Genomic DNA, 14520 nt, shown 5'->3' on the forward strand with positions numbered 1-14520 from the left:
GATTATTGAACGGCTATAGATGTAATAATGGAATGGACAGAGGATTTCGCATTGTGAATTTCACGATTCTTGATTTCCTCCCCTTTTGAAGCCCCTTCCACACGGATAAAATGAATATCGCTAATACCAAGAAACCGGAAAAAACCCTGAAGATAGCGCTCCTGAAAATCCATATCTAAAAAAGGTGGTGTGGTATAGAAACCACCACGGGAAGAAACCACAATAACCATTCTTCCCCCAAACAGCCCTACCGGACCTTTTTCCGTATATTTAAAGGTTTTCCAGCCTGCGCAAGCCGATCCAGCCACGCTTTCAGTTGGCTAGAGACGGAAAAGTTATACATCGGTGCACCAACAACAATAATGTCATGCGCCAGAAATTCCGCGACTAACGCATCAGACAATTGGTGTTCCCGCAGCGTGGCGTCATCCGCTGAAGAGGACGCTATTTGGCGAAACCCTGCGGCAATCGGCCCCGTTAAGTGGCGTATTTCATCTTTAACTACATCCCCTACTGCTGCGTGCTGAACAGCTCATTCGTTACGAAAACCCAGCAATCACCGCAGAAGCGTTAGCCAGCGCTCTGAATTTCAGTGACCGAACGCTTCACCGCAAGCTAAAAGAACTTACGGCGGAAAGTCCGAAGAACTTTATTACCCGCGTCAGGATCGAAATGGCCTGTCTGTTGCTTGAAAACCCAATGACCAATATCAAGCAGGTTGCCGCCGAATGCGGTTATAGTGAAGAGACTGCTTTCAGACGCGCCTTTTCTCAGCAGATGGAGATGACGCCGACCCAGTTCAGAAAATGGGCGCTGTTGAGAAATAACAAACCAAGTGCGTTAGATAATGACGATGGTGATTGAGTCGATGGTTCCAGAAAACACAACTTACGGCAAACCATCACGTTGACCGGTACCTTTGCTACACATTGCTATTCACTCAGGGAATGAAGTAAGGAAATGAGATCGATGATAAGGAAAACAATAATTGCCTCGCTGCTCAGTCTGTCAGCAATGTCCATCAGTCAGGCCAATGACAAGATCGATGCACTCTACGAACGCCTGACGCAGCAGGATACTCATGCATTAACCGCGCTGACAGCATTAGCGAAAGACAGCGACCCGCGAGCATTGAGTACACTAGGGTTCATCTATGAATACGGTATCACCGTTCCGCAAAATACCACGCAAGCGCTCCAGTATTATCAACAAGCCTGCGAAATAGACGGCAATTTTGGCTGCTACAACGTCTGGTATTTTTATCAATACGGCAAAGGCGTGGCGCAGGATAAAGAACGCGCCAGACAGTTTGCAGAAAAGATGAATCGCGCCGATCTCAAAACACCGCCTGATGTAATAGAGATAGTCATCGATTACCTGTATAGCGCAAAAGCCAATGCCGATAGCGATATATCACAGCGTCCTGCGTTAATTTATGTCGCCAAAAGATACCTCACCAGTGGTGATGAAGAGACGCAACGTTTCTTTACCCGTATCGGCTTTAGCAAACGGGATGTGCTACGGCTGGCGACATTCTGGGCAAAAGATGGCGATCCAGAAATAAATTTCCTGGTCGGGTATTTCTATAATTTTGGCTATGCCGATATCAAAAATGAGAATATTGAAGCCCTTAAATGGTTCCGTGTCGCTGCCGAAGGCGGTCATCCAGAGGCACAAAACATTCTTGGTGCGGTATATGAAAAAGGACGCTGGGGTATTCATGCAGACGGAGAAGAAGCTGAAAAATGGTATGAGCGGGCAGCAAAACAAGGCAATGACAACGCACTGATGAATTTGGGAAAAATGTATTACGATGGCGTACTCATCAAGGCCGATTACCGTAAGGCGTATGCATTATTTGAACAGGCCGATAAAAATGACGTGACTAGCGCCAGCAGATATTTATCCCAGATGTATTACAGCGGACAGTACGTTGATGTGGATTGTCATCAAGCCCAAAAGTACAAAGAGAGTACAGATAACAGTTATTTTCGCCAGTGTGAAAAGGATAAGCGCGAGAGAAAAGCGACGCGCGACGTATTACCTGTCTTAATGTTAAAGCATGAATCGAGCCCATTCGGTGGAGATAATAATCCCTATAAATGCGAGCTTAATTTCTCTATCAATACAAATAAACTAGGTGAAGTCGCCAATTTTCGCGCAACACTGCGACTAAAAAACAGCGAGGGCGCTTCGGCTGAACAGGTGCTTGCGTTCCCACCTTTTGGGTTAAGTAGCTTTGATGCCAGAATGATTGGAGAAAAATTCATTTTTTCCCATGAATCTACTCTGCTCCCACAGTACAAACCCGATTTTTGCCAGTTCAGCGATCTGGAATATCAGGTCACCTCCGCTACCGCCACGATTAATGGCAAGGAAGTGGATGTACTTAAAGCAGGGATATTGAAGTATTAGGAAAATCGCGTCGCACGCCGAGCAGTAAAATGAAAATTTTACATCCGCGGCACCATCACACGCACGATAGGATTTACGGCTTACACAGACAAAGCGCCATTAAACTATGGCGCTTTGTCGTTTATGTACCCGACTCCCAGTTCTCACCTCACGCCTGGCCAAATCTCTTCCAGCCTTTCCCCCATCGTTTCAGCAATCAGATGCTCTCCTTTCGGCCTGTGTCTGGTAAGCGCATTCGCCAGCGTGGATGACGCCAGCCAGCCGCTCAGGGCGCTTGTGCAACAGGTAAATTCATTATCGATTACACTCGAACTTTCCCTTTTCGTAAAAGATCCGCCCTGTAAACAAACCATAATCCCCGATCGCTTAGCAGGCACCTAGTTCGGTTTTAAGACAACCAAAATTTTCCTCAAGGTGCTTTACTAGTGGCCTCTGACATCCTTCGGCAACCCATGCGTCGATCGAAAGCCGCATTGTTCCGACGCCAATCATTGCTGCAAGACGTAGGCCAAAACGTTTCTCAGAATCTGGCCAAATCTCGCACAGACCTTCGTAGGCTGCTTGCTCCATTCGCAGAAATTTAGCCTGATTGCCCGATTGGAGCTGCTCGGTTGACTGCACAATTCTGCCAATCAACACCGCGACATCTGGACGCATATTTACCGCCAGAGCAACCAGCGCAGCTTGGGTCGTGGTGATTGGTGATGCTGCCCCCCCCTGCTTCAGTATCTCGGCGTGTAACTCGCCCGGCAGCGCATTTTGCCAGGCTAAAATGATTTCTTCCTTAGAGCGGAAGTAATGAAAGAAAGTTCGTCGGGCTATGCCCGACGCTTCGGCAATCGCATCAAGTGTCGTGGCTTCATAGCCGTTCTCAGCGAACAACTTCAGACCTATCTCAGTGATGCGGCGATGCATGTCGCGGCGCTTCTTTTCGCGAACGCCGTCTTTGCGTTTCAACTCATGTTCCATACCAAGCTCTCACATATTTTTTTCTTGAAAATTTGCACCAAGTGCAATATTTTATTTTGCACTTAGTGCATAAATATATCATCGATACCTACTTTCCCCAACTTTGGAAATCACACATGAGAGCCATACGCATTCACAATTTCACAGAAGCACCGCGTAGGGAGGACATCCCCGTACCTGATGTCGGCCAAAACGATGTGCTCGTGCGCGTGGAGGCAACGGCACTCAATCCTCTTGATGCACTCGTGGCATCGGGGATCGCACGCCAGTTCTTCGACATCACCATGCCTATCACGCTAGGCACCGATTTCGCGGGGACAATTGAGCGCATTGGTGGAGATGTTACACAATGGAACGTCGGCGACAAGGTAATTGCCTGGGTTGATGCCGGGTCAGGAGGTGGCCTTGCAGATTTTGCGGTTGCACCCGCTCACACATGCGTGCAGTTGCCTGAAAACCTTTCAGCCGCACAGGGCAGCGCGATTCCGACAGCAGGGATCACCGCCTGGCACGCCCTATTCTCCTACGGCAGGTTGAAAGCCCATGAAACGGTACTGATCCATGCTGCCGCAGGCGGCGTTGGCTGCTTTGCTATCCAGTTCGCCCGCATGGCAGGCGCGCGCGTAATTGCAACTGCGTCTGGCAGTGGCCTTACCCTTGCACTAAGTCTGGGAGCCGACGAAGTCATCGATTATCGTTCGCAGGACTTCACCTGTCTGGCTGCTGATGTCGATATGGTTCTCGACCTCGTCGGTGGAGAGACACAAAGCCGATCCTACAAAGTCCTCCGCGCGGGTGGACGCCTCATTTCTACAGTCATGCCACCCGACGAGGAAGAAGCACGAGCACATGGAGTAACGGCCAGCATCTTCTATGCCAAGCCCTTTGCCGATCGTCTCGGCGATCTCGTCGCAACGATCGCCAGTCGAAATGTGAAGGTGATCATTGATCGCACAGTTCCTTTAAATCGCTTTGACGAAGCGTGGGACTACCAGATCTACGGTCATGCACGCGGTAAGATCGTCGTACTTTCACAATAAACCTCAACAACCCACATTAGGATAATTTCATGAATACCTCGCACCTTGGTGGCACATTTACCCCGATCGGTACATCGTTGAACCTGAAACGCATGGGCTATGGAACCATGCAATTGCCCGGCCCGCACGTCTGGGGTCCACCGCGCGACAAAGACGCTGCTCTGGCAGTACTGCGCGAGGTGATAGCTCTGGGAGCCAATCACATCGACACAGCCGAATTCTATGGCCCGGGCGTATCCAACCAGCTAATCCGCGAAGCGTTGTCGCCCTATTCGAGTGGGATGACGATCGTTACCAAAGTCGGTTTCGTGCGTGGTGACGATGCATCTTGGGTACCCGATCATACGCCGGATGGGCTCAAGCGTGCTGTGCATGAGAACCTCACAAGCCTCGGACTGGAAACGCTTGATGTTGTCAATCTGCGGCTAGGCGGCGCGCACGGACCGGACGATCGTTCGGTAGCTGAATCGTTGGAAGTACTTGTTCAACTCCAACAGCAGGGCCTTATTTGTCATATTGGCTTGAGTAATGTTTCACCCACGCAATTTGCCGAAGCTAAGTCGATAACGACAATCGTGTGCGTCCAGAACCAATATAATTTGGTCAAGCGTGACGATGATGAATTCATCGATGCTCTGGCGGCACAAGGGGTGGCTTACGTTCCCTTCTTCCCGCTGGGCGGATTCTCGCCACTGCAATCGTCGATCCTTTCACAAGTGGCTAACGAGGTCGGAGCGACGCCAAAGCAGGTTGCATTAGCATGGCTGCTACAGCGATCTCCTAATATTCTTGTCATCGCAGGAACGTCATCTACGACGCATCTCAGAGAGAATTTCGCCGCAGCAGATCTTGTATTGTCAGGTGAGCAAATCACAAAGCTTAATAACATTTCGCGACAGGTTGATTAATCACGCCTTAGGTGGCGGGTGTCTTTAATAAGAAACCGCCGTCTTCATAATGGGAAAACCCGCAGCTATGCGGGTTTAGATATGCTTTTTGCTATTTAGCACAGAGTGTTGTGGGCACAAAATTGACTGCGGTTTTAACATTTTCCCAGAACAAACATTCTGATTCATTTGGTGTAAGACCGCCATTTATGGTGGCGCACAAGACGATATAAATGGCACCTGGCGGCTAACCCGAATTCAGTTTTCACTGTATCTCTGAAAGGGCCACCAACGACTTATATCACTCCAACCATTATTCATCGTCACGTTCTTTTTTTGCCCGCTGACGTTCGTAGAACTCATCTTCAGCGGCAATGATTTCATCAATCAGTGAACCCATATCCACTTCATGCGCCGCTTCAACGAAGAGGCCGGTTAGCACTGTTTCTGGGGTTAATTTTCCGTCTTCATATAACATCCAGATTTCTTGCGCATACCGTGTTTGCAATAATTGTGGCGCGAACTGACCGTAGTAAGCGGTGATGTTATTAACATCACGTGTAAACATAGATTCAGCATGGTTGTTGGCGGCGGCGTCCACAGCTTGTGGCAAGTCGATAATTACCGGTCCTTGCGCATCGAGCAGCACGTTAAACTCCGATAAATCACCATGTACAATACCTGCACACAACATGCGCACGATATTGCGGATCATCGTATTAAAATCAGCAACGGCACTCTCTTCCGTTAGAATCACATCGCTAAGGCGTGGAGCAACAGCGCCTTCAACATCTGTGACCAACTCCATCAATAACACACCGTCAATGCAAATATAGGGTTGTGGTACGCGAACACCGGCATTAGCAAGACGGAACAATGCTTCGACCTCCGCCGTTTGCCAGGATTCTTCTTGTTGCTTGCGTCCGAATTTTGAGCTTTTTTGCATTGCACGGGCGTTACGCGTATTACGGACTTTGCGCCCTTCCTGGTACTGCACTGCCTGTTTAAAGCTACGTTGCATTGCTTCTTTGTAAACTTTGGCACACTGGATTTTGTCACCACATAAAACAGTGTAAACGTCCGCCTCCTTGCCGCTTTTCAAGCGTTGGAGCACATCGTCTATGAGGCCATCATCGACCAGAGGTTGGAGCCTATTTGGGATTTTCATGCGGCTTTATGCCCTATTTCAGCCGCTTTTCGTATCAATAACAAAGACGGCGATACTGTAAAAAATGGCAGAGTCTGAAGAAAGATTTTAATTTTACCAATAATTACCGGATTTTGCTTGCCTGCTCCCGTTGCGATCGTCTTCTTTACATCATTAAGCCGTTCATACGCCGCTGAAAGAGTTATCCCATCAATACCATATTGACAAAAGGTGATGGTTTCTTGTCTGCTTAGGGTTGAGGAGTTGTAGCGAAACAAGAAGGCTTCAACGGCTGTGCTGGCTATATAAACACGGAACTTGGCACTGCACAAAATTGCCAGAATTTGCCAGCCAAAAAAGCCGAAAGCCCGCTATTACGCGGGCTTCAGGATGTTTCTTGCTAGAGAAAGCAGGTCAGTTCTGGATGCCCAATCATTCCCACTCGATCGTTGCCGGTGGCTTGCCCGATACGTCATAAACGACGCGGGAGATGCCGTCGACTTCGTTGATGATGCGGTTGGAAACGCGGCCAAGGAAGTCGTATGGCAGGTGTGCCCAGTGCGCGGTCATAAAGTCGATGGTTTCGACCGCACGCAGTGAGACAACCCAATCGTATTTACGACCATCACCCATCACACCCACGGAGCGAACCGGCAGGAAGACGGTGAATGCCTGACTGACTTTGTTATACAGATCGGCTTTGTGCAGTTCTTCGATGAAGATCGCATCCGCACGACGCAGCAAGTCACAGTATTCTTTCTTCACTTCACCCAGTACGCGCACGCCCAAACCTGGGCCAGGGAACGGATGGCGGAACAGCATGTTGTACGGCAGACCCAGTTCCAGACCGATCTTGCGCACTTCGTCTTTGAACAGCTCTTTCAGCGGCTCAACCAGACCCAGCTTCATCTCTTTCGGCAGTCCACCCACGTTGTGGTGTGACTTGATCACGTGTGCTTTACCGGTAGCAGACGCTGCGGATTCGATTACATCCGGGTAGATGGTGCCTTGCGCCAGCCATTTCACGTCGGTTTGCTTGTTGGCTTCTTCATCGAACACTTCAACGAACACGCGACCGATGATTTTACGTTTGGCTTCTGGATCGTTTTCACCAGCCAGTTCATTCAGGAAGCGATCTTCCGCCGCGACATGCACAATGTTCAGACCGAAATGATCGCCGAACATTTCCAGAACCTGATCGGCTTCGTTCAAGCGCAGCAGGCCGTTGTCGACAAACACGCAGGTCAGACGATCGCCAATCGCACGGTGCAGCAGCATCGCGGTAACGGAAGAATCCACGCCGCCAGACAGACCCAAAATCACATGGTCGTTACCCACCTGCTCACGAATACGGTTCACCGCATCGTCGATAATCTTGGCTGGCGTCCACAGAGCTTCACACTGGCAGATATCGCGCACAAAACGCTCCAGCATGCGCTGGCCCTGACGGGTATGCGTCACTTCCGGGTGGAATTGCACGCCGTAAAAACGCTTCTCTTCGTTAGCCATGATGGCAAACGGACAGGTATCGGTGCTGGCAACGGTCTCAAACCCTTCTGGGATAGCCGTCACTTTGTCGCCGTGGCTCATCCAGACATCCAGCAGCGGCGCGCCCGTGGCGCTCAACGCATCCTGAATATCACGCACCAAAGCGCTATCCGTCTTAACTTCTACCTGCGCATAACCAAACTCACGCTCGTTGGAACCTTCAACGTGGCCACCCAACTGCATCGCCATCGTCTGCATACCGTAGCACACGCCTAATACCGGTACGCCAGCGTTGAAAACGTATTCTGGCGCGCGTGGGCTGCCAAACTCGGTGGTGCTTTCCGGGCCACCGGACAGGATGATCCCGTTCGGATTAAAGCCGCGAATCTGCGCTTCCGTGACATCCCATGCCCACAGTTCACAGTAAACGCCCAGTTCGCGCACGCGACGTGCGACCAGTTGCGTGTACTGCGAGCCGAAATCCAGAATAAGAATGCGGTGTTGATGAATGTTTTCAGTCATGAGGAGCGTGTTCCAAAAAGCTAAAAAATAAGTAAACCCGGCGAATAGCCCTAAAAAGGCAGGCAATAGTACCGGGTTTATCGGGTTAAATCAGCCCGCAAATTACCTTATGAACCCATACGGTAGTTTGGTGACTCTTTAGTAATGGTAACGTCGTGAACGTGGCTTTCCTGAATGCCCGCGCCGCTGATGCGCACAAACTCAGCCTGCGTACGCAGCGCGTCAATGGTGGCGCAACCGGTCAGCCCCATACAGGAGCGCAAGCCGCCCATCTGCTGGTGAACGATCTCTTTCAGACGGCCTTTATAGGCTACGCGGCCTTCGATACCTTCCGGCACCAGTTTGTCAGCCGCGTTATCGGTCTGGAAGTAACGGTCAGATGAGCCTTTGGACATCGCGCCCAGTGAACCCATACCACGATAAGATTTGAATGAACGCCCCTGATACAGTTCGATTTCGCCCGGAGATTCTTCCGTGCCCGCCAGCATAGAACCGACCATGACGCAGGCTGCACCGGCTGCGATAGCTTTAGCGATGTCGCCGGAGAAACGGATACCACCATCGGCGATGACCGGAATGCCCGTGCCCTCTAACGCTTCAACCGCGTCAGAGATCGCCGTAATCTGCGGTACACCCACGCCGGTCACGATACGAGTGGTACAGATAGAGCCAGGGCCGATACCAACTTTCACCGCGCTAACGCCGGCTTCAACCAGCGCTTTCGCCCCTGAGCCCGTCGCAACGTTTCCGCCGATGATTTCGAGGTTCGGATATTTGGCGCGGGTTTCACGAATGCGTTGCAGTACGCCTTCGGAATGGCCGTGTGAGGAGTCGATCAGCAGTACGTCAACGCCAGCCGCAACCAGTGCATCAACACGTTCTTCGTTACCCGCACCAGCGCCAACTGCCGCGCCTACACGCAAACGACCGTGTTCGTCTTTACAGGCGTTCGGTTTACGTTCTGCTTTCTGGAAATCTTTTACCGTGATCATGCCGATCAGGTGGAATTGATCGTCAATCACCAGCGCTTTTTCAACGCGTTTTTCGTGCATTTTTTGCAGCACGACATCACGCGCTTCGCCTTCTTTAACCGTGACCAGACGCTCTTTCGGCGTCATAAACGCGCTAACCGGTTTTTCCAGATCGGTAACAAAACGCACGTCACGACCGGTAATAATACCGACCAGTTCGTTGTCTTTTGCTACAACCGGGTAACCTGCAAAGCCATTACGCTCGGTCAGTTCCTTCATTTCACGCAGCGTTGTTTCTGGCGTTACGGTTTGTGGATCGACCACAACGCCGCTTTCATGTTTTTTCACGCGGCTAACTTCTTCAGCCTGACGCTCAATCGACATATTTTTGTGAATAAAGCCCAGACCGCCTTCCTGCGCCAGCGCAATGGCCAGACCGGATTCGGTAACGGTATCCATCGCTGCGGACAGCATAGGGATATTCAGGCGAATGTTTTTCGTTAACTGCGTGGACAGATCGGCAGTGTTAGGCAGAACGGTAGAATGAGCAGGAATCAGGAGAACGTCGTCAAACGTCAGTGCTTCTTTAGCGATACGTAGCATGGGCAATATCTCACCAAGGTGGATGTAAGAATAGATAAAATATTGCCGTGGCATTATACAGAGCGTAATCGGTTGCCTCCAGCATTATTTTACTAAAATGCTTGATTACCTGTTTCAGGTAGGTAGTATCGATCAATTAAGTGACTGTTTTAAAATTTGATCTGGCTCACAATGTCTCAATTTCCCTCCTCTGCAATTTTTACCGTTAGCCGACTGAATCAGACGGTTAGACAACTGTTGGAAATGGAAATGGGCCAGATTTGGCTCTCCGGCGAAATTTCCAACCTGTCTCAGCCCTCATCTGGCCATTGGTATTTCACGCTGAAAGACGAACGGGCGCAGGTGCGCTGCGCAATGTTCCGCACTAGCAACCGTAAAGTGACGTTCCGCCCGCAAAACGGTCAACAGGTGCTTATTCGCGCGAGCATTACGCTGTATGAACCCCGTGGCGACTATCAGTTGCTGGCGGAAAGTATGCAGCCCGCCGGCGATGGCCTGTTGCAGCAACAGTTTGAACAGCTCAAGCAGCGTCTCGCCGCCGAAGGGCTGTTCGAGCAGCAGTTTAAGCAAGTGCTCCCCTCTCCCGCCAAACAGGTCGGCGTGATTACGTCAGCCAGCGGTGCCGCACTGCATGATATCTTGCAGGTATTGCAGCGCCGCGATCCGTCACTGCCGGTTATCGTGTATCCCACGTCGGTGCAAGGCGCAGACGCGCCGCTACAGATTGTTCGCGCTATTGAGCTAGCTAACCAAAGAGATGAATGTGACGTGTTAATTGTTGGGCGCGGCGGCGGTTCACTGGAAGATCTCTGGAGCTTTAATGACGAACGGGTAGCTCGCGCCATCTTCGCCAGCCGCATTCCTATCGTCAGCGCCGTCGGCCATGAAACCGATGTCACCATCGCCGATTTCGTCGGTGACCTGCGTGCGCCCACGCCGTCCGCCGCTGCCGAGTTAGTGAGTCGTAACCAACTTGAGCTACTGCGTCAGATACAGTCCCAACGCCAGCGGCTGGAAATGGCGATGGACTACTACCTTGCCCAGCGCAACCGGGAATTTACCCGCCTGCACCATCGCTTGCAGCAGCAACATCCGCAACTGCGACTCGCACGTCAGCAGACGCAGTTGGTCAAACTGCGCCAGCGACTCGATGACGCCATGAAGCAACAGCTTCGGCAAGCCTCGCGCCGAAGTGAACGCTTACAACAGCGCCTGATGCAACAGCAGCCGCAAACCCGAATTCATCGTGCACAACAGCGTTTACAGCAACTTAGCTATCAGATGCAGAGCGCGGTCGATCGTCAGTTGAATCAAAATAAGCAGAAGCTGGGCGTCGCCTGTTCGCGACTGGAGGGCGTTAGCCCGCTGGCAACGCTGGCACGCGGTTATAACGTCACCACGGCACCGGACGGTAATGTGCTGAAAAATGTCGCGCAAATTATCCCCGGTGAAACACTGAAAACCCGTTTGCAGGACGGCTGGGTGGAAAGCCAGGTCACGACGCTGGTTCCAAATCCAAGCTCCGTGAAAAAGCGGCGAAAACCCTCATCCCAGACGCCAAAATAACGCGATTGGCATAAAATGCACGAAATGGGGATTTATCCTAAAACGACGTCGATCCCCCATTCTTGCCCCTGACATCTGAACTATACTCATTTCTAGCTCACTAAAATTTATCCCCGCCATACTTCAAACAGCACCTGCGCGATGAAGCGGATGGGATAAAAATGCAGTGAGCTTTATTGATCGTCTGTGTTACCCCTGATGAGTGTTTTCAAGGAGATGAGGTATGAAGTCCAGACAGATTTGTAGCGTGATCCCCCCTTATATTCTGCATCGTATTATCGCAAACGGAACCGACGAGCAGCGCCACTGTGCGCAGCAAACGCTCATGCACGTTCAGTCATTAATGGTCAGTCACAACCCGCGCCCGGAACCCCATGAAAAATTGCCCGTCGGGCAGGTAAATCGCCGTATCCTTGATGCCGAACAACAGCAACAGTTGCCGGGCAAACTGGTACGCGCTGAAGGCCAATCCAGCAACGGTGATATCGCTGTGGATGAAGCCTATGACTATCTAGGCGTAACCTATGATTTTTTCTGGAAGGTTTTCCAACGCAATTCGCTGGACGCTGAAGGGCTGACACTGGCTGGCACCGTGCATTACGGTCAGGATTACCAGAATGCCTTCTGGAACGGGCAGCAGATGGTATTCGGAGATGGCGATGGCAAAATATTCAATCGCTTCACGATTGCGCTTGATGTGGTTGCGCATGAACTCGCTCACGGCATCACCGAGCATGAAGCGGGGCTGATTTATTTCCGTCAGTCCGGTGCGCTCAATGAATCGCTATCTGACGTCTTTGGTTCCATGGTCAAACAGTATCATTTAGGGCAAACCGCCGAGCAGGCCGACTGGTTTATCGGCGCAGAACTTCTGGCAGACGGTATCCATGGTATGGGGCTGCGCTCGATGTCTCATCCGGGCACCGCGTATGATGATGAGTTATTGGGTACCGATCCCCAGCCCTCCCACATGAACGAATATGTCAACACGCGGGAAGATAACGGCGGCGTACACCTGAACTCAGGTATTCCCAACCGGGCATTCTATCTGACAGCTATCGCGCTGGGCGGGCATTCCTGGGAAAAAGCCGGTCGTATCTGGTACGACACGCTGTGTGACAAAGCGCTGCCGCAAAATGCAGATTTCGAGATTTTCGCGCGCCACACCATTCAACATGCCGCTAAGCGTTTTAACCACACCGTTGCCGACATCGTTCAGCAGTCATGGGAAACCGTGGGTGTGGAGGTACGACAGGAATTCTTATGAGAACGCTGCCGGCCCTCAACGACGACGCCATCATTGAGCTGGCGCGTGAAGGAGGATTCGCCTGGATACCCAAGCTGGCGGGGCCGCGACGCTTCGCGCTCGCCAGCGTGACATCATCCGAACGGGAGCGCATTTGTAATGCGCTCCGTGATGCCTTTCCCCAAGCTCGTGAACCTGGCGAACCAGATGGTCCGGGACGCGGCGACCAGTTCTATTACCGCATCCACATCAGTTACAGTCACTCGCAGCAGAATCAATATGCCGATGTCATCCTGCTGATCCCCGAAGAGCGCGCACCGCCGGAACTGACCGATCTGTGGCGCAATGGTGTACAGGAGTAACAATTGACTTAATCGGCAGGGGCGTAGCTGAACACGACCCGCCGTTTGGAAATCATCCCGTGCTGCTGACAAAAGTAATCCACCGCGCCACAGGCTTTCAGTTCCTGAAGTGAGTGGTTACACTCATGGCACGTAGCCTTACGCAGATAATGCTGCTGGCAAGCGACACACTGAAATGTATTGCCGGTTTGCCAGTCCATCACACTATGGCAGTGTGGACAGATTGCATCCATCTTATCGCCTCCCGATCTTATCGCTAAACATGTGCGCTCAACGCCCGCGTTAAATCACGCCCAGTGAGCGTAAAAAGTAGAGCCCTAGCGCAATCACAAAGAAGCCTCCCGCTGTCGTCAGCCCGATGATATTCGCCGCCAGCGTGGCGTTGCCCCCCATCGCTCGCGTCATTACGTAGCTTCCCGATGCCGTCGGCGTTGAGGAAAACAAGAAGATGATACCCAGTTCAACACCCCGGAAGCCAGCCAACCATCCCCCGAGCGTCAGCAGTCCCGGAACGACCAACAGCTTAGCCACGGAGGAGAGCATGGCGACGTTGGATGAGCGGAACATACTACGCCATTCCAGACTCGCTCCGGCACAGAGTAACGCCAGCGGCAGCGCCATTGAGGAAATAAAGCCGCCAGTTTGCTTAATCATACTCGGCATCGGCAGTTGGCTCTGTCCATATGCCGCCCCAAGGAGCAGGCCAATGATCAGCGGATTCGTTACAATCCCCCGCAACAGTTGACTTGCTGGGATCTTCTGCTCCGGAGATTGCCGTTGCAAGCTGCGCGTCAGCGTAATGACAGACAGTGCGTTAAACATAATCACCGTCACCATCAGATACATGGACCCGACGGCCACCCCTTCCTCACCATAGGCGCTCATCGCAAACGCCATGCCCATGATGCCCGTGTTGGAGCGGAAACCACCCTGAACGAAGATGCCCCTCTCCGAGGGTTCTTTGACCAGACGAATCGCCACTATTTCCAATAGCAGGAAGGTTGCCAGCGTCCCCACGGTGCCATACACCACCAGCGGCCACTGCTCTGAGAACGACTGATGATTGGTCGCAACACTGAAAAACAACAGACAAGGCAAGGAAAGGTTGAACACTAACCGCATCGCGGCATCGCAAAAGGCATCGTTCAACACATTTAGCTTACGTAATACCATGCCAATCAACAACATAAGCACATTAGGCATCGTAACATTGAATGCAAAACTCCAGGTTTCCCAGGACATGGCTTTCCTTGATTATTATTCGGTTTGTCAGAGATGAAACGGGGGCGAATATCGCTATTCGC

General features: G+C 51.5%; 13 protein-coding genes and 3 pseudogenes. 7 read left to right on the top strand and 9 right to left on the bottom strand.

Annotation, left to right across the window (positions count from 1 at the left end; translation table 11 throughout):
- Positions 1 to 2: 2 nt before the first annotated feature.
- A pseudogene (locus tag A8F97_RS12480) lies at positions 3 to 508 on the bottom strand (FMN-dependent NADH-azoreductase); the annotation flags it as partial.
- On the opposite strand from A8F97_RS12480, the pseudogene A8F97_RS23275 reads away from it, so the two are divergent.
- Positions 502 to 864: pseudogene (locus A8F97_RS23275) on the top strand (helix-turn-helix transcriptional regulator); the annotation flags it as partial. The pseudogenes A8F97_RS12480 and A8F97_RS23275 sit on opposite strands and share 7 nt — an antisense overlap.
- A 105-nt stretch (positions 865 to 969) precedes the next feature.
- Positions 970 to 2415, top strand: a complete 1446-nt coding sequence (locus tag A8F97_RS12490) for a tetratricopeptide repeat protein (RefSeq protein ID WP_015729866.1) — start codon at positions 970 to 972, stop codon at positions 2413 to 2415.
- Positions 2416 to 2558: 143 nt separating this feature from the next.
- On the opposite strand, the pseudogene A8F97_RS24645 reads toward A8F97_RS12490, so the two are convergent.
- Positions 2559 to 2672 (bottom strand): annotated as a pseudogene (locus A8F97_RS24645) (helix-turn-helix domain-containing protein); the annotation flags it as partial.
- A gap of 109 nt (positions 2673 to 2781) precedes the next feature.
- Positions 2782 to 3384: a TetR/AcrR family transcriptional regulator gene (locus A8F97_RS12495; protein ID WP_015729865.1), complete on the bottom strand. Its 603-nt coding sequence runs from the start codon at positions 3382 to 3384 to the stop codon at positions 2782 to 2784.
- A gap of 41 nt (positions 3385 to 3425) precedes the next feature.
- On the opposite strand from A8F97_RS12495, the gene A8F97_RS12500 reads away from it, so the two are divergent.
- Both A8F97_RS12500 and A8F97_RS12505 read left to right on the top strand, forming a co-directional pair.
- Complete coding sequence (locus A8F97_RS12500; protein ID WP_227001551.1) at positions 3426 to 4424, top strand: NADP-dependent oxidoreductase; 999 nt, start codon at positions 3426 to 3428, stop codon at positions 4422 to 4424.
- Between the two features lie 29 nt (positions 4425 to 4453).
- Entirely contained in the window at positions 4454 to 5332 is an 879-nt protein-coding gene (locus A8F97_RS12505; RefSeq protein ID WP_033071038.1) for an aldo/keto reductase family oxidoreductase, read from the top strand.
- 292 nt (positions 5333 to 5624) lie between these two features.
- Here A8F97_RS12505 and A8F97_RS12510 read toward each other — a convergent pair whose 3' ends face one another.
- The 4 genes from A8F97_RS12510 to guaB form a co-directional block, all read right to left on the bottom strand.
- Positions 5625 to 6479 (bottom strand): PA4780 family RIO1-like protein kinase, encoded by an 855-nt coding sequence (locus A8F97_RS12510; protein ID WP_033071037.1) that lies wholly within the window; start codon positions 6477 to 6479, stop codon positions 5625 to 5627.
- Positions 6476 to 6736 carry a hypothetical protein gene (locus tag A8F97_RS12515; protein ID WP_127087860.1) on the bottom strand — a complete coding sequence of 87 codons (261 nt, stop codon included), beginning with the start codon at positions 6734 to 6736 and terminating at the stop codon, positions 6476 to 6478. Before A8F97_RS12515 ends, A8F97_RS12510 begins: the two co-directional genes overlap by 4 nt.
- Positions 6737 to 6890: 154 nt before the next feature.
- On the bottom strand, positions 6891 to 8468 hold the full coding sequence (gene guaA, locus A8F97_RS12520; protein WP_033071036.1) for a glutamine-hydrolyzing GMP synthase: 1578 nt from the start codon (positions 8466 to 8468) through the stop codon (positions 6891 to 6893).
- 107 nt (positions 8469 to 8575) lie between these two features.
- Positions 8576 to 10042, bottom strand: coding sequence for an IMP dehydrogenase (gene guaB, locus A8F97_RS12525; protein WP_014698969.1), 1467 nt, complete (start codon positions 10040 to 10042; stop codon positions 8576 to 8578).
- Between the two features lie 171 nt (positions 10043 to 10213).
- Between guaB and xseA the strand changes: the two genes are divergently transcribed.
- The 3 genes from xseA to A8F97_RS12540 all read left to right on the top strand — a co-directional run bounded on the left by xseA (position 10214) and on the right by A8F97_RS12540 (position 13216).
- Entirely contained in the window at positions 10214 to 11608 is a 1395-nt protein-coding gene (xseA, locus tag A8F97_RS12530; RefSeq protein WP_014698968.1) for an exodeoxyribonuclease VII large subunit, read from the top strand.
- 223 nt (positions 11609 to 11831) lie between these two features.
- On the top strand, positions 11832 to 12875 hold the full coding sequence (locus tag A8F97_RS12535; RefSeq protein WP_014698967.1) for a M4 family metallopeptidase: 1044 nt from the start codon (positions 11832 to 11834) through the stop codon (positions 12873 to 12875).
- Positions 12872 to 13216, top strand: coding sequence for a protealysin inhibitor emfourin (locus A8F97_RS12540; protein WP_033071035.1), 345 nt, complete (start codon positions 12872 to 12874; stop codon positions 13214 to 13216). Before A8F97_RS12535 ends, A8F97_RS12540 begins: the two co-directional genes overlap by 4 nt.
- An 8-nt stretch (positions 13217 to 13224) precedes the next feature.
- Here the strand turns inward: A8F97_RS12540 and A8F97_RS12545 are convergent, their stop codons facing one another.
- Both A8F97_RS12545 and A8F97_RS12550 read right to left on the bottom strand, forming a co-directional pair.
- Complete coding sequence (locus A8F97_RS12545) at positions 13225 to 13449, bottom strand: zinc ribbon domain-containing protein (RefSeq protein WP_014698965.1); 225 nt, start codon at positions 13447 to 13449, stop codon at positions 13225 to 13227.
- 49 nt (positions 13450 to 13498) lie between these two features.
- Positions 13499 to 14458, bottom strand: coding sequence for an AEC family transporter (locus tag A8F97_RS12550; protein WP_014698964.1), 960 nt, complete (start codon positions 14456 to 14458; stop codon positions 13499 to 13501).
- Positions 14459 to 14520 lie beyond the last annotated feature (62 nt).

Origin of the sequence: Pectobacterium parmentieri (genome assembly GCF_001742145.1) — a bacterium.
Lineage (GTDB): Bacteria > Pseudomonadota > Gammaproteobacteria > Enterobacterales > Enterobacteriaceae > Pectobacterium > Pectobacterium parmentieri.